Source organism: Janthinobacterium sp. BJB301 (genome assembly GCF_002735685.1).
Classification (GTDB): domain Bacteria; phylum Pseudomonadota; class Gammaproteobacteria; order Burkholderiales; family Burkholderiaceae_D; genus Janthinobacterium; species Janthinobacterium lividum.
The window spans coordinates 2,883,492-2,902,979 of sequence record NZ_PDZJ01000001.1; the positions used below are offsets into that span (position 1 = coordinate 2,883,492).

Below are 19,488 nucleotides of genomic sequence, written 5' to 3' on the forward strand. Positions count from 1 at the left end.
ATACAGTTGTTTTGGATCATCATGAATTCCCTTGCGTTCCTTTCTCGGCCCAGCCCCACTACCCTGCTCCAGGAGCCGCTTCCAGCGGCCGAGTACCCGCTGCCGTGCACCAGGCCGGAGATATCCCATCGCATAGCCGCCGGATTCCCGTCGCCGGCAGCGGATTACACCGAGGACGGCCTCGACCTGAACGCCTATCTGATCCAGCACAAGGCAGCGAGTTTTTTCTTTGAGGTATCCGGCGACAGCATGATCGGTGTCGGCATCTTGGATGGAGACAAGGTGGCCGTCGACAGATCGGTCACCCCGCAGCACGGCCACATCGTTGTCGCCGTGCTGAACGGCGAGTACACGATAAAGACCCTATTCCGTCAGGCTGGCAGGGTCGAGCTGCACGCCGAAAATCCGTGTTTCAAGCCAATATGCATGGTCGAGGGCAGCGAGTTGGCGATATGGGGCGTTGTCGTCGGCGTGGTGCGCAAGCTGCGGGCATGACATGGGCCGCCCGGTATTCGCCCTGGTCGACGTCAACAATATGTACGTCAGCTGCGAGCGCGCATTTAATCCGCGTCTGCGTGACCGCCCGGTGGTCGTGCTGTCGAACAATGACGGCTGCGCGGTAGCCCGGTCGAACGAGGTAAAGGCCTTGGGCGTGAAAATGGGCCAACCCTGGTTCCAGATGCGCGACCTCGCGCGTCAGCACGGCATCATCGGCCTCAGTTCGAATTACACCCTCTACGCTGACATGAGCAATCGCCTGGTGAGCATCCTGCGCGAATACAGCCCAAACGTGGAGGTTTACTCGATCGATGAAAGCTTCCTCAATCTGACCGGCATGGTGGGGCTGTGGGAGTCTCACACGGCGATGGGCCGGGATATTCGCGCCAGGATACTGCAATGGACGGCTCTGCCCGTGTGCGTTGGCGTGGGTCACTCCAAGACCTTGGCCAAACTGGGAAACCATATAGCGAAAAAATTCCCGCTGTTCGACGGCGTCGCCGACATTACAGCAATGTCGGCCGAGCGCCGGGCCTGGCTATTCAATCGCATCGACGTCGGCGAAATTTGGGGAGTCGGCCGGCGCATCAGCGCGGAACTGCGCGCCATGGACATCAATACCGTGCAGGATCTGTTGAATGCACCGCCCAAGGCCATGCGCCGCCGCTTCGGCGTGGTGATGGAACGGACATGCGAAGAGCTGAGGGGCAATTCCTGCCTGGCTCTGGAAGAGGTTGCCCCCCCGCGCAAGGAGATCATATCGTCGCGCTCCTTCGGCACCATGGTGCTGAACGACTTCGAGCTGGCAGAATCGATATCGACCTATATTGCCCGTGCTGCGGAAAAGCTGCGCAGCCAGAAATCGATCTGCGGCGCGGTACACGTTTTCATCCAGACCAATCCGTTCCGTAAAGAAGACGAGCAATACAGCAACGGCATTACGATCCCCTTGCATGCTCCGAGCGCCGACAATCGCGTGCTGGCGGCTGCGGCGCTGCAAGGCTTGGCCAAGATATTCCTGCCCTGTTTCAGGTACAAGAAGGCCGGCGTGATCTTGATGGACCTGCTACCCGAGACGTTCCTGCAGGGTAGCCTGTTCGATGAGGCAACCGGGCCACGTCATAGCCAGGCGGCCATGGCGGCGCTCGATGCCGTCAACGAGCGATTCGGCCGCGATGTGCTTCACATTGCGTCTGCGGGAATCGCGCCGCGCTGGGCCATGAAGTCAGAAAATCGCACACCACGATATACGACAAAATGGGATGAAGTTCCTAAAGTTTTTTAAGCTTTATCTGACTCAGGAAAAAACCAAAAATAAGAAAAATCGACTCCTTCAATGTCAATACGTTCTAATTCGGAACGAATTTCATCAAATAATACTGGCATCATTATATTTGCCGTCTCTACACGTGGCATAAAAATGGCATGCAGCTCCTCCTCTGTAAAATCATGAAGTGAGACAAAAATATATTTGAAAAATTCCGAAATAGCCTTCAACACAGTCAAAGAATTCTCCCCCGACCAGAGCATTGAACGCTTCGGTATGAGAATGTTTTCCCATAAATCACAATCTAGTGTCATCGGAAAAATCCAGTCAGCACCGCCATCTTCAGGGGTCGCCATCCTGACTGGCAAAGACTGCGTTTTCGGGTGAACGTGATCGTTCCTTGCTCTTGCCAGGTCATCAATCCGAAGCACCTCAACCCGGTTTTTGTCAAAACCTTTTACATTTTTAACATGAAAGTATGTTGAATATTTAAAAATAATAGGAAGTTTACCGAACTCCGCCTGCTTATTTTTTGATGCATTCAAGGAATCAAATAGACAGTTAGCCACGCATTCAACACATAACGAGGAAGCCAATATTGAAGCTCTAGCGAATCGGCTTTGCGTGTAGTTATCTTTCGCCGAGATTGCATATCTATGTTGAAAAACAGCGTCGGCAAGCAAATCGTAAAACGCTACTTGTCTTAAATTTCCAGGGATTATAAATTGCTTCGGTGGCGATAAATTATTCATGCATACATGTTAAGAGAAAATACATTAGGAAGATCTCGCTCGGGTCAATGGTGGAGCCTCATCACTTTTCAAAGCTGCAGAATCCCCGTATTGCGCCATCGTAGTAACGATTTGATTGACCGCGCTCCGGTCGTTTGGCGCCATCGCGCGATAGTGGTCCAGCAGGATCGCTTCATCCGGTGACGTAGGAAACGCCTCTTGCTGGTTGAACTGTGCAAGAAAGGGGTCGTTGGAGCCGATATATTCTTCCTCACGGATGATTGCATCAGGGGCCTGGAGCATGCGCCAAGTACCGACACCCCCACGCGTAACCAACTTCATGATTTCCGGGCTGGTGCGGACAAGTGCCATTCTGTCGGGAAGTGAGTGCGCCTTGGTCATCGCGACGGCAAGAGCGCCAATGGCGCCAACTATGATCTCCATCGCAAAATACCGTATCTCCCGGAAGAGTGGCGCCCCGTCGTCATCTTTTCCATCTTTCACATAGTAGACGGCAGGTACATCAAGTACCACGGCGATACGCTTCCCATCAGTCAAGACGGTGGGATTCCAGTTCGGGTTCTCGTTAAAGTAGTCGTCGAGCAGCTCGGCGCCATCCTCATCACTCGTGACGCAGGTGATGTTATACGGCGTGCCGCGGCCATCCAGTATCCAGTCGACCCGTGCATTCTCATAGCGTGAGATGGCACTCAGCGTTTCCCCACCTGGTGTGGATCCCCCGCGGGTCATTCCGTCGATTGTTCCCTTCCCCAGCCCAATGGCCTGCCCCCAGGGATATTTGTCACGACCATCCATAATAAAATGGAGTCTCGCAGTGATAGAGGCGAATTTGTGCATAAAAATATGGATAAATGAGTTGCAATCCATAAATACATGGATGATAATTGCGTCACGGGCTAAGAAAACGCTAAGTTATCCATATAGAAATGGATAGCCAGTAACTAGCACTTACATGGCAAGAACTAAGCATTTTCTTAGTAATTAATCCTCCAGTATAGCAGGCGTAAAAATGCTCTCTCAAACCAAAAAATCCCATCAAGTCATGGTGACGTTCGGCCGGGGATGTGCCGAACTCCTGGAAAATTTCGACAAGCTTGTCGAGAAGAAGAACCACACTAGGGCTGGCCTGGCGCTCGATCTGATCCGTGAGGGCGTCGAGCGACACATGGCCGCCGAGGCCGCAAAAAAGCAGAACTAAAAAAGGCCCGCCGACCGCGCCAACGGTCGACAGGCCCTACCTCTACTGTCCTGCCGGACAGCACACTACGTGACAAGCACAGTGTAATCATTCCGGCAAGATTTTGTTTTGATAATTTTGAGCGGAATTTCACACTATGCAGACCAAAAAACCCCTCCGTGACGTTCACGAAGCATTTCGCGCTGTCGTTCACGACTTCGACGTCAACAAAATGGCAGCCGCCTTGGGCATGCCCACCGGTTCGCTGTACAACAAAGCCAACTTGAACGAGAGCAGCGCGCACAAGCCGACGCTGGCCGACGCTGTGCTGGTGCAGATCATCGCAAAAGATACCCGATTGGTCGAAGCGATGGCCTACATCCTTGGCGGCGTGTTCGTTCCTCTCCCCCCAGTCGAGCTCATATCAGACGCTGCCCTGCTTGAAATGGTGGCCGATATCTCGATTGCAAATGGCGTTTTCCATGGCGAGTTAAAGGCAGCACTGGAGGACGGCAAGTTCAGCAAGACTGAGCACTTGAAGATTCACCAGCGTGGCCTGGAGTACATCAGCACCATCCTCGAAGCGGTCGGCCGTATTCAGGGGATGGTCGATGACAAGGCCTAACTCAATCCTCGCGCCCGTCATTCCGCCAGCTTTGCGCCGTGCCGGCATCCTTCGCGTGGTCGACAACGTACCTGCAGGATCATCCATCGGGAATTTTGAAGCCGAGTTTGTGCGCCTGTTCGCCAAAATTATTCAAAAAAAGCTGTTCACATCGGGAGAGCGCAATGGCCTGGGACAGAAACAACTCGCGGCAGTCGACACTGGCTCTGGCCAGCATGCGGCCGGAACCGAGCCTGCAGGATCTCGCCGCCGCCTACGAGCGATGCGTTCAGAACAAAGCTGCGATGCCATTCGACCGGGCGATGGCAGTGCCATCGATCGCATTGACCCTGAAAAACGCGGCCCGCGCCGCAATCCTTAAACGAGGAGGCCGCTGATGCTGAATAAACGTCTTATCGACTGGATCATCGCCGTCGTCGTCGTGTTCGCCTTCCTGATCTTGCTGGCCAGCATAGACCCACCGCAGTTCGACTGATCCTGGCGCCGCCGGCGCCAAACCATATCCATAAATTTATACCGACAGGAAAAATATGCTCCGCCGATACCTCACGCCTGGAGAGCAGCAATTGCTGCTGAAAACAGTCTCGGAACCAGCAAATTTGCTGGCCCGCCGCGATGCTGCCTGGATCAATGCACTGATGCTGTCCGGGTTGCGCATTGAAGAATTCAGCCGCATCACCCTGGGCTGCGCCGCAGCCGCCCTGCAAAGAAAATACCTGTTCGTGCCCAAGGAACACCGCAAGGGCCGCCAGCACGACCACAGCGTATTTCTCACCGTCCAGCTGCGCGCCGCGCTGGCCAGCCTGATCCAGATCCGTTTCGAGATCACAGGAGAGAAAGACGCCGACGTCGACGGCGCCCTGGTCGTCAGTCGCCAGCACAAGACCTGCGCCCCGATGTCCGTGCGCTCCTTCCAGCTGCGGTTCAAGCACTGGGCGGCGCTGGCAGGCCTGCCGTCCGACGCCTCACCGCATTGGCTGCGCCATACCCGTGCCATGAACATCATGCGCCAGAGCGCAGCCCAGGATCCGCGCGGCGTGGCCAAGGCAGCTCTTGGCCACCGCAACATTTCCAGCACCGGCGTTTACACCGGCGTGGTCCGCGAGGACGTCGAGCTGGCATTGAGCACCACCGATGCACCGAAGGGCCGCCGCGTCACGCTGACGGCATTACGTACCAATTTTGAAAATCGGAGTTAAACGTGAAAAATACACCATCTGTTCCAAAGTGGCCGGTCATCACCTATTCGTCACATCTCACCTCGCTGGCAAGCAGATACGCATCTGATATTGCAAATGCTGCGCAGCATGAGGCAACCATCAACCTTTTCGGCCAAGTCATGCTGCCGTACCAAGAAATCTTATCACTGAGCGTTTGCGTTCACTCCCCGAAATCGATATCTCTGCTCGCAAGCTTCTACGGCACCGGCGCTGATCAGATGATTGACGAGCAGGCCTATAAGCACCTTATCCAGAAGCTGGCTCAGGACGGATTCTGGATCGACGGGAAATCTGAATTCTCCGATGCCAGCGGTACGAAGACACAGCAAAAAATGCGTGGAAAAAACATCGTTTTTGAGCTTTTCTACGGGCTCCGCACAAAAGCGAAGGTAGGAAATTGATGGATACCATTAACCTCAATCAGCGGCGTACCGCCGACGTAGTGCTGCGTTTTAACCGGCCAGCTCAAGAGTTCCTGTACCGTGCCTACGACCATTTGGTGGCAGCACGCCATGGCATGACCCTGATGGTACCCGTCAACTCCACCGCCGGCCGGCTGGCCCCGATCTGCGACCTGTGCCCGGTTCCGTGGCTCGAAGCCACCGAGATCCTTGCTGCCGACTACGCCACGGCCACGCCGCTGTCACTGGTCACCCTGGTCACCGGCGCCGGCACCATTCATCGGACATCGCCGCATGCCCTCTTCGCCCAGGTGGTAGTGGAAACGTTCGTGGGCTCGGACACCGAGGCGGCCGTTGCGCTGACAGATACCGATTGGCGCCACGCGCGAATTCAAATGGCCCAGGGCGGCGCATCGAGCCGCGTGTTCATCGGCGCCGCAGGCGTGCGCCTAGCTTTCACACCTGACTTCCTGGAGGGCGTTTTATGATGCGCACTTCCCTCCCCCGCAACCCATCGCGTGCCTATACCCTGCTCAAGGAACTGCTGAATGGACCCGGCACGATGTACCAGCTGTGCGAACGAGCTGGCATCGATTTGGACGACACCGATGTGGCGCACCGCGTACGCAACCTATTTGAAGAGCTGCTTGGCGGCCACGCTACGGTCAACCGCATCACATACACCATCACCGAGCGCGCCCGCGCACAGTTCGCACTCGATGCCAAAGAGGCCTATGTCGGCCAGGTTGCGCAGCCTCGGCCGCTGCCGGAGCCAAGGCCGGTGACGGTCGTGCGGCGCCCTGCAGGAGCGCAAGCATGAACGCCGAGCCACTCCCCCTCCAATTGGGTATTCCGGCGGACTGGAGGCAGTTCGTCGAAGCCTGCGCCGAAATCGAAAGCTGCACGCTCAACGTAAGCGCTATCGCCCGACGCGCGAAGAAACTACTGAAGAGCATTGATGCGTCACAGCTGATCGACGCTGCGCCGACCGAGCAAGAAATTGTGAGGTCGGCATGATGTACGACCTCGCCCGAACTGAACGCCAGCACCTGGCCAACAACAAAGGTCCTGTCTATTCGCTTATACGCAAGCGCTGCGCTTGCGGAAAAGCCACCACGGCACGTCAATTGAGCCAGCATGGCCGTTGCGTCAAATGTGCCAAGGTGACGCCATGAGCCTAATACACCTGATATCACTTTCCGGAGGTAAGGACAGCACGGCCACCGCTATTCTCGCACTGGAACAGTACGGTAAGTCCGCGTGCCGTTTCGTTATGGCCGATACGGGTAACGAGCACGAGGCCACGCTGGAATATGCGCTGGACTACTTGCCGGCGGCCTTGGGCATCAAGGTCGACGTGGTGCGAGCCGACTTCGCTGACGAGTTCGCTATCAAACGCGCCAACCTGGCACGTATCGCAGCCGGAGAGCCCGAATCGGCTGTGTATGGCAAGCGCGCTTTCAAATATCACTGGACGCCCGAGGCGGCACAGCGGGCGCTTGAGCTGCTACATCCGACCGGGAACCCATACCTGGACCTCTGCATGGTGCGCGGCGGCTTCCCATCGCGCAAACGGCAGTTTTGCACGGAATACCTCAAGACCAAGCCCTTGACGGAGTTCGCTATGGAATTGATCGATCGTGAGTGCGATGCGATCTGGTCCTGGCAGGGCGTGCGGATCGATGAAAGCCAGTCGCGCCGCGAGCGGCTGCAAGGCACTGGTACGTGCGTCAAGCACTTTGAGGTGGTGGGTGGTGGCCTGTTCACTTACCGGCCAATCTTGCGTTGGAACGTCGGTGACGTGTTCGAGGCCCATCGTTTAGCCGGCATTGATCCAAATCCGCTCTACAAGCAAGGCATGTCGCGCGTCGGCTGTATGCCATGCATCAACTGCAGCAAGGCGGAGCTGCACGAGGTGTCGCGCCGGTTCCCTGAGCACATCTTTCGAATCGCAGCATGGGAAACCCTGGTATCTGAAGTATGCCGGCCGCGCTCGCCCGTGTCGTTTTTTCACATGGGCACCAAGGCGCACTCGGGCCAGGCGTCAACCATCGAGTCGGTGGTTGAGTGGTCGAAGACCAGCCGCGGCGGCAAGCAATTCTCACTGCTCACAGCGTTGGAAGAACCAACAGCGTGCAGCTCTGCTTACGGGCTATGCGAATGAAAATAAGTACCTGTACGACGCGGAATTAGGCGGACGGGTCGCCAATATCAGGGGCGCGTCATCACTCCCAGAAGAAACCAGTATCAAAGAAGAGAAATAAATGGCTGACATTGCAGAACTGAAGAATCGTATCGACTTGCACGACCTGGCCGAGCGCCTGGGCATGAAGCGCGGCAAGGGCGGCAACAACGCAAACTATCACTCGCCGTTCCATGAGGACAAATCACCGTCGATCGGCATCGATGCCGCCGGCAAGTTTTTCCGCGACTACAGCGCCGAGGGTACGCAGTTCGCAAAGGGGAGCTGCGTCGACCTGGTCATGTATGTGAAGGGCTTCGCCGAGCTGGCAGACTCCATGCGCTGGCTGCACGAGGAATATGGCATCCCGTTCGACAAGCCGGCGGCGCTGGACGAGCCCCGACCGGAGAAGTCGCGTGCTGAATACATCGCCGACAAGTGCATGGCAGAAGCGCAGCGCGCCCGGGAATACCTGACCAGCCGAGGCATCAGCGATACGGTGATCGATGCCGGCATCCGCGCCAAGACGATCGGCTTCAATAGTTACACGTCGAACAAGATCGACGAGGGCGAGGTCGGCCACGGCGGCCCGGCCGTGGCCTTCATCGTGCGCGATCGCCTCACCTCGGCCGTGCGCGGCGTCGACCTGCGCTACCTGGATCCGGCACTGAACGGCGGCGTGAAAACGCAGTCGCAAGGAGAGAAGGATGGCGTGCTGTGGTGCATGGACTGGCGCCGCCTCAAGACCGCCACCAAGGTGATCGTGGTGGAGTCGGCAATTAATGCCCTGTCCATCCTGACGGCCGACGCCTTTGCCTGCGTGCTGGTCCTCCGCGGCCTGGGTAACGTCGACCTGGTCGACTGGTCGTTCCTGCGCGGCAAGCACGTCGTGCTGTGCCTGGACAACGACATGCCGTTTCCCGATGAACATAAGCTGGCCGGCCACCGCCAAGGTCCGGAGGCGGCATGGAAACTGGTCGAGCGCCTGACGTCCCTGAATATCGGCACGATGCTGGTCGACCAGTCGAAGTGGGAAGACATCGATACGAAAACCATCAACGATTGCAACGATTACCTGCAGGCTTGGGGAGGCCCCAAACTGCGCAAGGCCGTCGACGTGTTCGAAAACTGGCTGATACCGGGCCTGCCAGGCGATTCCGGCACCAAGGGCAAGAAACGCATCTATCTGCCAGCTCATGACTTCCAGCAGTACTGGAAATTCCGCGTGCGCCCTGACTTCACCAACTACATCGGTAAGATGGAAGAACAGGACGACGGCCACGGCGAAGGCGGCAAAATCGAAATGCCGGTGTTTTCCGACCTGGCCGGCTTCCGCGTGGCTTCGCTGTCGCGCGTGTCGGTGGCCAGCGCCACGGCCACCATGACGGGCGACCCTGACAACATGCCGGCAGTGTATTTTGCGGTGACGGTCCAGACGCCGCGGCACGGCGCCGCGCTGCAGCGCAAGGTGATGATGGACGAGCAGCTGCACAACCTGGACGGCTGGAAGAAGTTCGGGCCCGTTTGGATCCCTGGCGCGTTCTCGCGCATGATCAACATCCTGGAACGCACGGCCGACCTTGGCGCCCGCCACGCTGCCAATTTCGTCGGCCTGGCCTACCGCGAGGGCCAGCTGGTCGTCAACGAAGGGGCCGACTGCTATTTCACGGAACCGGAAAAACAATGCCCGTACTGGAACATGAGTTTTCCAACCGGCACCACCAGAGATGCGCGCGCGGTCATTAGCGCCTTCCAGAGCACGTTCAAAAGCAATGCCGGCATGCTGCCCCTGGCCTGGTCGCTTGGCGGCCACCTGAAAGCGCTCCTGGGCTTCTGGCCGCACATGATGATCCAGTCGGACAAAGGTAGTGGCAAATCGACCTTCGTCAAGCGCCTTGAGCGCGCGATCGGCATGACCATGTTCTCTGGCCAGTCCTTGCAGACCGAGTTCCGCCTGCTGACATCGATCAGCCACACGTCGCATCCTGTCGGCTGGGAAGAGCTGTCGGCGCGCCGCCAAGAGGTGATCGACAAGGCCGTGGGCATGCTGCAGGAGAATTACCAGTACACGGTCACCCGCCGCGGCACCGAAATGACGGAATACCTGCTGTGTGCGCCGGTGCTGCTGGCCGGCGAGGACGTGCCGGTACGATCGCTACTGGGAAAGATCATCCGCACCGACCTCACGGGCAAGAAGGGGCCGCTGATGCCTGACGATCTGCCCCGCTTCCCCGTGCGCGGCTGGCTTGAATTCCTAACACGGCTGTCGCGCAACGATGTGCTGGCCCGGTACCGCGAGGTACGCGCGATGTGCCTACGAGCATCCAGGGCCAGCGGCGAAGACGACGGCGCGCTGCGCATGAGCGGTAACTATGCGGCCGTCTACCTTGCCTGGCTCTACTTGTGCGAGTATGCCGGCATCGATCCCGACCAGGGCGGATTCACGGCTGACTTGTTCGCCGAGATGAATGGCCATATCGGCGAAACCAGCGCCGACCGCGAGCCGTGGGTCTGGATCATGGAGATCGCCCTGTCCGAAATCGCGGCCGGCCGCTTCACTTTTCCCTACACCTGGGACGACACCGCTACGCCGGCGCTGCTGGTGCGCACCAGCCACATCATGGATCACATCTCATCAAGCAATCATCTGCGCGAGAAGTGGAACGGGCTGCCGGTCAAGAGCGACCGCGTGTTCAAAAAGCAGATGCTGAACGCAGGCGTCATCACGGGCGACTGCGAGCGGACCATCGGGTACAAGAGGGTGAGCAACCTGCAGGTGATCCCGCTGGAAAGGCTGCGCACCTTTGGCCTGCACGCCACGCCGTCGCAGGACAAGAACACGTACAGGCAGGGCGATGTCTCGTGAGTGGCTAAGCAGCGCGTGACTGCCGTGGCCCTTGCTTTCCCCAGCTTGGATTCCCCCTGCGCCGCAGGCGCACCAATTAAACAAGACAGCGCCCGAGCACCTTACCCCTTCGCTTCCCCCCCCCCTTCCCCCCGGCAAAGAAGCCCGGCCCGGGGGAACGGCCAAACGATGAGGAAGCGGGGGCTTCATAGGCAAAATCTATAAAGGTCAGTGCAGGCAGCGCAATAAACCTGTGGATCGCAGTGGATAAGTAGCTAAGTCATTGATTTTAGAGGAACCACCTTCCACAAGTTGCTATCGAATATCCAGAAAACATGTGCATTAATCCAGATTATTGACTTTTGATAGAAATCTCTCCTTCTACTTATATATCTCTCTCTAAATAATTGATTAGAAAGAAGAAAGAGAAGGGACGGCGCAAGAAGACGGCACTTGGCAGCGTCCACAGGTTGCACACGAAATTCCAGAAAAAAATGATGTGCACAAAAAACAGTCCATGAGTTTATTGCTGGAAAGCAGCATAAATTATGGAAATTGATGGACAATAAAATTATTAAAATCAATGACTTAGACGGTATTTACAACCATCCACAGTTCCACAGATTGTTTTGTGCATACCCACCTAGCCACACGGAAATACAATGCAAATAGAGCAAGAGTTATCAAAAATTACCAGTGAAGTTCATCCGTTGATCCTCAAGTTCGTGGCCTGGAAAGTCCACAATGCGGGGCGCTCGAAAAGGACAGCCGAGGCGTACACGGCCGCGCTAACGCGATTTTCCGGCTTCCTGGGCGGCCGCGATCTCTTACTGGCGACAGTCGACGACACGAATCTTTTCGGAGGCTTGTGGCTGCACAAGCAGGGGGTCAACAACGTCAGCCGCAAGCCCTACATTGCTGCTGTGCGCGAATTCTACAAATGGCTGCGAGCAACGAAACAGATCAGCACCGATCCAGCTGCCGGCATGGTGTACCCACAAACCGGCCGCAAGCTGCCGGCGATGATGACGCTGGCCAGCGCCGAGGCGATCATGTGGGCGCCAGACTTCAGCACCTTCAAAGGAGTGCGCGACTCGGCAATCCTGTCCCTGCTTCTTGGCTGCGGCTTGCGCCGTGATGGCGTGGCCGCGCTGAATACGTCGAGCCTGGTGCAGCAGGAGCACAAGGGCGATACGCGCTTTATTCTCCACGTCATAGAAAAGGGCAACAAGGAGCGCACCATGCCCGTGCCGCGCGAGGTCGACATGGTGCTGCGGCTCTACCTGGAACACGAATATCTTGCCACCGTGGACCGCACGCTGCCAGACGGTGACCAGGTGCTGTTCATCAGCACCAACAACATGATGGTGCCGGCGCATGAGTACACCGGTGAACGCCGCCGCCTGGCACCAAAGGCCATTTGGGAGATCGTGCGCAAGCATGGCAAGTCGGCCGGCGTTCCTGCCAAGCAGCTGCATCCGCATGCGCTGCGCCACTTGTACGGTACCGAGCTGCTGGAGTCCGATGTCGACCTACTGGTGCGGCAGGAGCTAATGGGGCATGCAGATCCAAAGTCCACATCGATCTACACCCACCTAGCAATGAGAAAGAAGATGGCCGAAAACGACCGTGGCAACCCGCTGGCAAAGATCAGGACTCCAGTTGGTGACCTGATTTCCAAGCTGAAGAAACCCAGATAACCCGAATCCTATTTTTTTTCGACACGTGCGGCAGACGGACCTCGACAAACGGACGCCGGATACAACGCAAGGAAGAGACGGCATGCAGACAGGGGGCTTTTAAACCACCACTAGGCCACATGCGGCTTCCAGCGGCGCGAGGGAGCGGATCCCGAATGTTGTACAACTGCAACAAATATCGACCTAAAACACATATGAGCCATACAACAGTTTCCCCCTCCCTCCCCCCTCCTGACCTTCGTGCTCTGTCAGAAAGCGAAGGTCAGATACCAGCGCAAGGGGTACCAGAGGCCACCATAGACAGCGAAATGCGAAGCTCAAGGGGTGATATTGCAACGATGGTGCAGATGGCCCTCCCAGGTTTCATCCCTGCCCCCCTGGGGGTGGGGGGTCGGCGTCGATCCGACCGCACCCCAGCTGTAAGGGGACGGTACCTAGATGTATGCAATGTTTTTGAAATTGACGTAGGGGTAAAAAAATCCGCCTGCGCCGATCCGCGCCTGGCCGAGCTGGCGCAGATGGGCCTGGCGGATTACTGGCTGCAGGTTGCCGACTACTTGGGGTTCGATGCATTCCTGGGCATGTGGCGGATCCTTGACGCGAACCGAAACAGCATACCGGCATCCAACAGAAGCGGCGGCAACAGCATGGCGCCAACGCTGCGCACATATTCGAACTACCTGCGATTTCAAAAAAATCGCTTTGTCGAGACGCTTGCTGCGCAGGGAGTCGAGCCGAAGGAAATTCAAAAACGGGTTGCCAGTCAGCTATGTGAAACGATCTCGCTAGTTCACATCCGGCGCCTCACACAAAAGGCTAAGATCACGCGATGACCCAAAAGACCGCCATCATTTATCTGCGCGTCAGCTCGGTCCAGCAGGCACGTAAAGAACTTCCAGTGGAAAGCCAGCTGCAGCATGCCCAAGGCAAGGCGAAGGCATTGGGCGCCGTTGTGGTAGCCATATTCACCGATGCTGGGCTGTCTGGCCGCTCGGACAAGCGGGCCGACTTCCAGGAGGCGATCGCTTATTGCGAAAAACATAGGCCGGACTACTTCATCGCCTGGGATACCGCCCGTTTTGCCCGCAATCGGATCGATGCGGCGCTGTACAAACGCGAACTGCGCAAGCATGGCACGGACGTGGTGTATGCATCCATGTCGATCGATAGCAAGACGGACGAGGGATGGTTCGTCGAGGCACTGCTTGAGGTCATGGACGAGAGCACCAGCAGGCGCATCAGCAAGGATACAAAGCGCTCCATGATTCAGAACGCGGAGCAGGGTTACTTCAACGGCGGCCGGGTGCCGTTTGGGTACCAGACGCAAGCGGAAGGCCAGCGCAAGCGCATTGTCGTCCTGGAAGTCGAGGCAGCGGTGGTGCGCGAAATGTTCGCCATGTGCGCTACCGGCATGGGAGCACTGGCAATTGCAGTTACCTTGAACAACAGCGGGCAGTCTCACCGTGGCCAGCGCTGGGTCAAGTCATCGGTGATCAGCATGCTCAAGAACGAGATTTATGCCGGCTACACGATTTTTGGCCGCAGGAAGCGTAACGAAAGAAGCCTGGAGCCTGAGAGTAATTGGATCAAGACAAAAAGCCATCCACCGATCATCGAAGAGGATATTTTCATGAGAATTCAGCAACAGATCAGCTCCCGCGCGCCGGTGCTGGGCGCCGGTAGCCCAAAAAGCAGCCATCTTTTCACCGGACTGCTGAAATGCGGTGAGTGCGGCGCAGCGATGCACATCGAAAGCGCCACGGGGCGCAGCAAGCAGTATTTCTATTACCGCTGCGGTGAGGCCAAGCGCGGCAGCAGCTGCGCTGGCCGGAGGCTGAGCGCGCCAGAGGTTGACGGCTTCCTGGCTGAAACGATCCTGAACAAGATCCTGACGCCTACTCGAGTCTCAGCCATCATTTCCGAAATTGAAAAGGCAACTGGAGATTGGTGGAAGGACCGCGAAGCAAAGCGCGAGGCCATCGTGGCCCAAATTCGTGATGCGGAAAAGCGACGTCGCAACCTTTTCAGCATTTTGGAGCTGCATGGTCAGGATGCGCCCAACTTGGCGGATATCACTGTGCGCCTCCGGGAAATCAAGGCCCAGGTAGAAGCGCTCGAGCAGAGCATCGTTGCCCTGGAAGCGCAAACCGACCCGGAACTAGATATCAATCAGGCCGATATCGCCCAGGCCACAGAAGCAATTCGCGGCATGGTGCTTGACGCAGACGACCCGGTGACGGTTCGTACGTTTTTTGGGACTTTTGTGGAGAAAATTACGATAGAGGCAGAGCGGGTCACAATAGAATATGACCCTGCCAAGATTATGAACCACGGCATTTCTGTGGTTCATAATAAGAGTGTCTGGCTCCCCGACCTGGACTCGAACCAGGGACCTGCGGATTAACAGTCCGTCGCTCTACCAACTGAGCTATCAGGGAAAAGAGGCCGCATTCTATAGGGTAAATTTTACGATGTCCAGATTTCCCCCAGAAAAATGTGTATTTTCCCGGCGCTACCCTGCCTGGCAGCGGTCAACCGGGATGCTCTTGCGGATAGTAGTCAAAGACCAGCACGCGACCCAGCCATGGCTTGAGCTGCTCGACAAAGGCCAGGTGGGCCGCATGGCTCAGATACACGTCGCGCGCGCCGGCGTCATCGAAGGTCAGGGTAAAGCAATCGGTAAAGCCATCGTCGAGGCCTTCCGGGCTGACGTTCGGCCCCCATTCAAATTGCCGCACGCCGGGAATGCGGTGTTTCAGCTGGGAAAACTCGTAGACGAGCTCGGCGTGCTTGGCAGACGTGATGCCATCGAGGAAGTCGCACAGGACGATATGGCGCAAGGCGGAGGGACAAGTCATGGGAAGGCGCTCCTGAAGTGATGCATTCAGGATAGCGCAAAACGCGATAACGCACCGGCCGGCCCTGCGGGCTGCGGCAGAAAACAAAAAAGGCCATGTTTTTCAACATGGCCTTCCGAATTCTGGCTCCCCGACCTGGACTCGAACCAGGGACCTGCGGATTAACAGTCCGTCGCTCTACCAACTGAGCTATCAGGGAAAAGAGGCCGTATTATATAGGCCAAACTTGGCGCTGTCCAGATTTCCATAGGGAAAATCTTATCTTGCCCTGGCGCCCATGCCGGCGGCGCAATAACAAAAAAGGCCACGTTTTCAACGTGGCCTTTCGAATTCTGGCTCCCCGACCTGGACTCGAACCAGGGACCTGCGGATTAACAGTCCGTCGCTCTACCAACTGAGCTATCAGGGAAAAGAGACAATATTATATGTCGCTTGTTCCATATTTGCAAGACTGATACTGCATCTACACAAACACGGCCATCGCCGACTTTCTACTGCCATCAGCGCCGCACTTGCATGCAGCGCCGAAGAAGCAAGATCTTAAAGCACTTTGGCGATCGCGTCAATAACGATGTCGATATTGCGCGAATTCAATGCTGCCACGCAAATACGGCCCGTGTCGACGGCGTAGATCGACTGCTCGCGCAGCGATGCCACCTGCTCCTTGGTGAGGCCCGAGTACGAGAACATGCCGATTTGCTGGCGCACGAATTCGAAGTCATGGGCTGGCGCCTTGGCTTTCAGCTTTTCCACGAAGGCATTGCGCATTTCGCGGATGCGCACGCGCATGCCGGCCAGTTCCTCTTCCCACAGCTGGCGCAGTTCCGGCGTGGCCAGGACGGTGGCGACCACCTTGCCGCCGTGTACTGGCGGGTTCGAGTAGTTGGTGCGCACGACGCGCTTCAGCTGCGACAGCAGGCGGGCCGCTTCGTCGGCGCTGGCGGCGACGACGCTCAGGGCGCCCACGCGCTCGCCGTACAGCGAGAACGATTTCGAGAACGAGTTCGATACCAGCAGCGGGCCGCCCGCGTCGGCGAAGCGGCGCACCACGGCGCCATCTTCGGCGATGCCGTTGGCGAAGCCTTGATACGCCATGTCCAGGAACGGCACCAGGCCGCGCGAGGTCACCACGCTGATGATCTGATCCCACTGGGCCACGCTCAGGTCGGCGCCGGTCGGGTTGTGGCAGCAGGCGTGCAGCACGACGATGGAGCCGGCTGGCATGGCGTTCAGGCTGGCCAGCATGCCGTCGAAGTTCACGCCATGGGTGGCGGCATCGTAATAGGTGTAGTTATTCACGACGAAACCGGCGTTTTCAAACAGCGCGCGGTGGTTTTCCCAGCTTGGGTCGCTGATGTAGACCTGGGCACCCGGCGCGAAGCGCTGCAGGAAGTCGGCACCGATCTTCAATGCGCCCGTGCCGCCGATGGCTTGCACGGTCACGGCGCGGCGCTCTTGAATTACGGCGCTATCGGCGCCAAATACGAGTTCTTGCACCGCCTTGTCGTAGGCAGCGAGGCCTTCGATCGGCAGATAGGTGCGTGGCGCCGCCTGTTCGATCAGGATGGCTTCTGCCTTGCGTACGCAAGCTAACAGAGGCACCTTGCCGTTGTCGTCATAATAGACGCCAACGCCCAGATTGATTTTGGCGGGATTCTGGTCCGCGTTAAATGCTTCGGTGATGCCCAGGATCGGGTCGCGTGGGGCCATCTCGATGGCGCTAAACAGACTGGCAGAAACAGTTGGGTTCGTCATGATAAGATTGGATTCGATTGGAAGCAGGTTCACAGCGGAGTTGTAGACAGCGCCCCAAAATACAACGCCAGGGCCGCCAGCAGAGCACTATTCTAACAAAGGTCTGATTCACATGCCCGAATTATCTACCGCCAGCGAGGCGGAAAGCGCAATTATCTCTTTCCCGGACTCCCCCTTCAAGCTGCACCAGCCCTTCCCTCCGGCCGGTGACCAGCCCACGGCAATCGACCAGCTGTCAGAGGGGATTGCCGACGGACTGGCCTTCCAGACCCTGCTGGGCGTGACCGGTTCGGGCAAGACCTACACCATGGCCAACGTCATCGCGCGCATGGGCCGGCCAGCCATCGTCTTCGCGCCGAACAAGACCCTGGCGGCGCAGCTGTACAGCGAGTTCCGCGACTTTTTCCCGCAGAACGCGGTCGAGTACTTCGTCAGCTACTACGACTACTACCAGCCGGAAGCCTACGTGCCGCAGCGCGACCTGTTCATCGAAAAGGACTCGTCGATCAACGAACATATCGAGCAGATGCGCCTGTCGTGCACCAAGTCGCTGATGGAGCGGCGCGACGTCATCATCGTCGCCACCGTCTCGGCCATCTACGGTATCGGCAATCCGAACGAGTACCACCAGATGATCCTGACCTTGCGCGTCAAGGACAGGGTCGCGCAGCGCGACGTCATCGCGCGCCTGATCCAGATGCAGTACACGCGCAATGAGGTCGACTTCGGCCGCGGCACCTTCCGCGTGCGCGGCGATACCATCGACATCTTCCCCGCCGAGCATGCGGAGCTGGCCGTGCGCCTGGAAATGTTCGACGACGAGATCGAATCGATCCAGCTGTTCGACCCGCTGACGGGCAGAGTGCGCCAGAAAATCCCCCGCTTCACCGTGTACCCGGGCTCGCACTACGTGACGCCCCGCTCCACCGTGCTGCGCGCCGTCGAGACCATCAAGGACGAGCTGCGCGAGCGCCTCGAGTTCTTCCGCAAGGAGAATAAACTGATCGAAGAGCAGCGGCTGGAGCAGCGCACGCGCTTCGACCTGGAAATGATGGCGGAAATCGGTTTCACCAAGGGCATCGAAAACTACTCGCGCCACCTGTCCGGCGCGCTGCCGGGCGAGCCGCCGCCGACCCTGGTCGACTACCTGCCGCCCGACGCCCTGATGTTCCTTGACGAGTCGCACGTGCTGACGGGCCAGCTGAGCGCCATGTACAACGGCGACCGTTCGCGCAAGACGAATCTGGTCGACTACGGCTTCCGCCTGCCGTCGGCACTCGACAACCGGCCCTTGAAATTCGAGGAATTCGAACAGAAGATGCGCCAGACCGTGTTCGTCTCGGCCACGCCGGCCGAATACGAAAAGAGCCATTCCGACCAGGTGGTCGAGCAGGTCGTGCGCCCGACCGGCCTGGTCGACCCGCAGATCATCGTGCGCCCCGCCAGCAGCCAGGTGGACGACCTGATGTCGGAAATCGTCGAGCGCATCAAGAAGGACGAGCGCGTGCTGGTGACGACCCTGACCAAGCGCATGTCGGAGCAGTTGACGGAATACCTGGGCGACCATGGCATCAAGGTGCGCTACCTGCACAGCGATATCGAGACGGTGGAGCGCGTGGAAATCCTGCGCGACCTGCGCCTGGGCACCTTCGACGTGCTGGTGGGGATCAACCTGCTGCGCGAGGGCCTGGACTTGCCGGAAGTGTCGCTGGTCGCCATCCTCGACGCGGACAAGGAAGGCTTCTTGCGCTCCGAGCGCAGCCTGATCCAGACCATCGGCCGCGCCGCGCGCAACCTGAACGGCACGGCGATCCTGTACGGCGACCGCATCACGGACTCCATGCGCCGCGCCATCGACGAGACGGAACGCCGCCGCGCCAAGCAGATCGCCTTCAATACGGCCAACAACATCATCCCGATCGGCGTCAAGAAATCGATCCGCGAAATGATCGACGGCGTCTACAGCCCGCAGGAAGCGCGCGAAACCCTGCAAGTGGCGCAGGAAGCGGCCAAGTTCGAAGCCATGAGCGAGAAACAGGTCAGCAAGGAAATCAAGCGCCTGGAAAAACTGATGGTCGACCACGCCAAGAACCTGGAGTTCGAAAAGGCGGCGCAAGTGCGCGACCAGCTGCACGTCCTCAAGCAGCAGCTGTTCGGCGCGCCCGGCACCGACAATGTGGCGTCGATCCTGGGCAAATAAACGGCTAT

The 19,488-nt window shown here is 57.9% G+C and carries 20 protein-coding genes and 3 tRNA genes; 16 read left to right on the forward strand and 7 right to left on the reverse strand.

The window, feature by feature from the left end:
* The first annotated feature begins 21 nt into the window (after positions 1-21).
* A complete protein-coding gene (locus CSQ91_RS12840) occupies positions 22-495 on the forward strand; it encodes a LexA family protein (RefSeq protein WP_099388690.1) in 474 nt (157 codons plus the stop codon).
* 1 nt (position 496) lies between these two features.
* Positions 497-1,783, forward strand: a complete 1,287-nt coding sequence (locus CSQ91_RS12845) for a Y-family DNA polymerase (RefSeq protein ID WP_099388454.1) — start codon at positions 497-499, stop codon at positions 1,781-1,783.
* Here CSQ91_RS12845 and CSQ91_RS28680 read toward each other — a convergent pair.
* Complete coding sequence (locus CSQ91_RS28680) at positions 1,780-2,517, reverse strand: hypothetical protein (protein WP_143451023.1); 738 nt, start codon at positions 2,515-2,517, stop codon at positions 1,780-1,782. The two genes, CSQ91_RS12845 and CSQ91_RS28680, sit on opposite strands and share 4 nt — an antisense overlap.
* Positions 2,518-2,541: 24 nt before the next feature.
* Complete coding sequence (locus tag CSQ91_RS12850) at positions 2,542-3,354, reverse strand: hypothetical protein (protein ID WP_099388455.1); 813 nt, start codon at positions 3,352-3,354, stop codon at positions 2,542-2,544.
* Between the two features lie 172 nt (positions 3,355-3,526).
* Here CSQ91_RS12850 and CSQ91_RS12855 point away from each other — a divergent pair, with 172 nt between their 5' ends.
* The 13 genes from CSQ91_RS12855 (at position 3,527) to CSQ91_RS29405 (ending at position 15,071) form a co-directional block, all read left to right on the forward strand.
* On the forward strand, positions 3,527-3,715 hold the full coding sequence (locus CSQ91_RS12855) for a hypothetical protein (RefSeq protein ID WP_099388456.1): 189 nt from the start codon (positions 3,527-3,529) through the stop codon (positions 3,713-3,715).
* Between the two features lie 136 nt (positions 3,716-3,851).
* Positions 3,852-4,319: a phage regulatory CII family protein gene (locus CSQ91_RS12860; RefSeq protein ID WP_099388457.1), complete on the forward strand. Its 468-nt coding sequence runs from the start codon at positions 3,852-3,854 to the stop codon at positions 4,317-4,319.
* Positions 4,306-4,680 carry a hypothetical protein gene (locus CSQ91_RS28685; protein ID WP_143451024.1) on the forward strand — a complete coding sequence of 125 codons (375 nt, stop codon included), beginning with the start codon at positions 4,306-4,308 and terminating at the stop codon, positions 4,678-4,680. The genes CSQ91_RS12860 and CSQ91_RS28685 overlap by 14 nt, the downstream gene beginning before the upstream one ends.
* A gap of 169 nt (positions 4,681-4,849) precedes the next feature.
* Positions 4,850-5,518, forward strand: coding sequence for a tyrosine-type recombinase/integrase (locus tag CSQ91_RS12870; RefSeq protein ID WP_099388459.1), 669 nt, complete (start codon positions 4,850-4,852; stop codon positions 5,516-5,518).
* 2 nt (positions 5,519-5,520) lie between these two features.
* The gene (locus tag CSQ91_RS12875) at positions 5,521-5,940 is read left to right on the forward strand and encodes a hypothetical protein (protein WP_143451025.1); all 420 of its coding nucleotides are present in this window, start codon (positions 5,521-5,523) and stop codon (positions 5,938-5,940) included.
* Positions 5,940-6,428, forward strand: a complete 489-nt coding sequence (locus CSQ91_RS12880; RefSeq protein ID WP_099388461.1) for a hypothetical protein — start codon at positions 5,940-5,942, stop codon at positions 6,426-6,428. The genes CSQ91_RS12875 and CSQ91_RS12880 overlap by 1 nt, the downstream gene beginning before the upstream one ends.
* The gene (locus CSQ91_RS12885) at positions 6,425-6,760 is read left to right on the forward strand and encodes a hypothetical protein (protein ID WP_099388462.1); all 336 of its coding nucleotides are present in this window, start codon (positions 6,425-6,427) and stop codon (positions 6,758-6,760) included. Before CSQ91_RS12880 ends, CSQ91_RS12885 begins: the two co-directional genes overlap by 4 nt.
* Positions 6,757-6,957 carry a hypothetical protein gene (locus CSQ91_RS12890; protein ID WP_099388463.1) on the forward strand — a complete coding sequence of 67 codons (201 nt, stop codon included), beginning with the start codon at positions 6,757-6,759 and terminating at the stop codon, positions 6,955-6,957. Before CSQ91_RS12885 ends, CSQ91_RS12890 begins: the two co-directional genes overlap by 4 nt.
* A gap of 154 nt (positions 6,958-7,111) precedes the next feature.
* Positions 7,112-8,104, forward strand: a complete 993-nt coding sequence (locus CSQ91_RS12895) for a phosphoadenosine phosphosulfate reductase domain-containing protein (protein ID WP_099388691.1) — start codon at positions 7,112-7,114, stop codon at positions 8,102-8,104.
* Between the two features lie 100 nt (positions 8,105-8,204).
* Positions 8,205-10,988 carry a toprim domain-containing protein gene (locus CSQ91_RS12900; RefSeq protein WP_099388464.1) on the forward strand — a complete coding sequence of 928 codons (2,784 nt, stop codon included), beginning with the start codon at positions 8,205-8,207 and terminating at the stop codon, positions 10,986-10,988.
* Between the two features lie 641 nt (positions 10,989-11,629).
* Positions 11,630-12,667 carry a tyrosine-type recombinase/integrase gene (locus CSQ91_RS12905; RefSeq protein WP_099388465.1) on the forward strand — a complete coding sequence of 346 codons (1,038 nt, stop codon included), beginning with the start codon at positions 11,630-11,632 and terminating at the stop codon, positions 12,665-12,667.
* A gap of 347 nt (positions 12,668-13,014) precedes the next feature.
* Positions 13,015-13,500, forward strand: coding sequence for a hypothetical protein (locus CSQ91_RS12910; protein ID WP_180278414.1), 486 nt, complete (start codon positions 13,015-13,017; stop codon positions 13,498-13,500).
* The gene (locus CSQ91_RS29405; RefSeq protein WP_373630476.1) at positions 13,497-15,071 is read left to right on the forward strand and encodes a recombinase family protein; all 1,575 of its coding nucleotides are present in this window, start codon (positions 13,497-13,499) and stop codon (positions 15,069-15,071) included. The genes CSQ91_RS12910 and CSQ91_RS29405 overlap by 4 nt, the downstream gene beginning before the upstream one ends.
* Here the strand turns inward: CSQ91_RS29405 and CSQ91_RS12925 are convergent.
* The 5 genes from CSQ91_RS12925 to CSQ91_RS12945 form a co-directional block, all read right to left on the reverse strand.
* Positions 15,030-15,105: transfer RNA gene (locus CSQ91_RS12925), tRNA-Asn, on the reverse strand. The genes CSQ91_RS29405 and CSQ91_RS12925 overlap by 42 nt on opposite strands.
* Positions 15,106-15,198: 93 nt before the next feature.
* The gene (locus CSQ91_RS12930; RefSeq protein WP_081345588.1) at positions 15,199-15,525 is read right to left on the reverse strand and encodes a Dabb family protein; all 327 of its coding nucleotides are present in this window, start codon (positions 15,523-15,525) and stop codon (positions 15,199-15,201) included.
* A 123-nt stretch (positions 15,526-15,648) separates the two neighbouring features.
* Positions 15,649-15,724 (reverse strand) — tRNA-Asn (locus CSQ91_RS12935).
* Positions 15,725-15,858: 134 nt separating this feature from the next.
* A tRNA-Asn gene (locus CSQ91_RS12940) sits at positions 15,859-15,934 on the reverse strand.
* Positions 15,935-16,065: 131 nt separating this feature from the next.
* Positions 16,066-17,280, reverse strand: a complete 1,215-nt coding sequence (locus tag CSQ91_RS12945) for an amino acid aminotransferase (protein ID WP_170846314.1) — start codon at positions 17,278-17,280, stop codon at positions 16,066-16,068.
* A gap of 112 nt (positions 17,281-17,392) precedes the next feature.
* On the opposite strand from CSQ91_RS12945, the gene uvrB reads away from it, so the two are divergent.
* Positions 17,393-19,480 (forward strand): excinuclease ABC subunit UvrB, encoded by a 2,088-nt coding sequence (gene uvrB, locus CSQ91_RS12950; RefSeq protein ID WP_034788988.1) that lies wholly within the window; start codon positions 17,393-17,395, stop codon positions 19,478-19,480.
* The last annotated feature ends 8 nt before the right edge of the window (positions 19,481-19,488 follow it).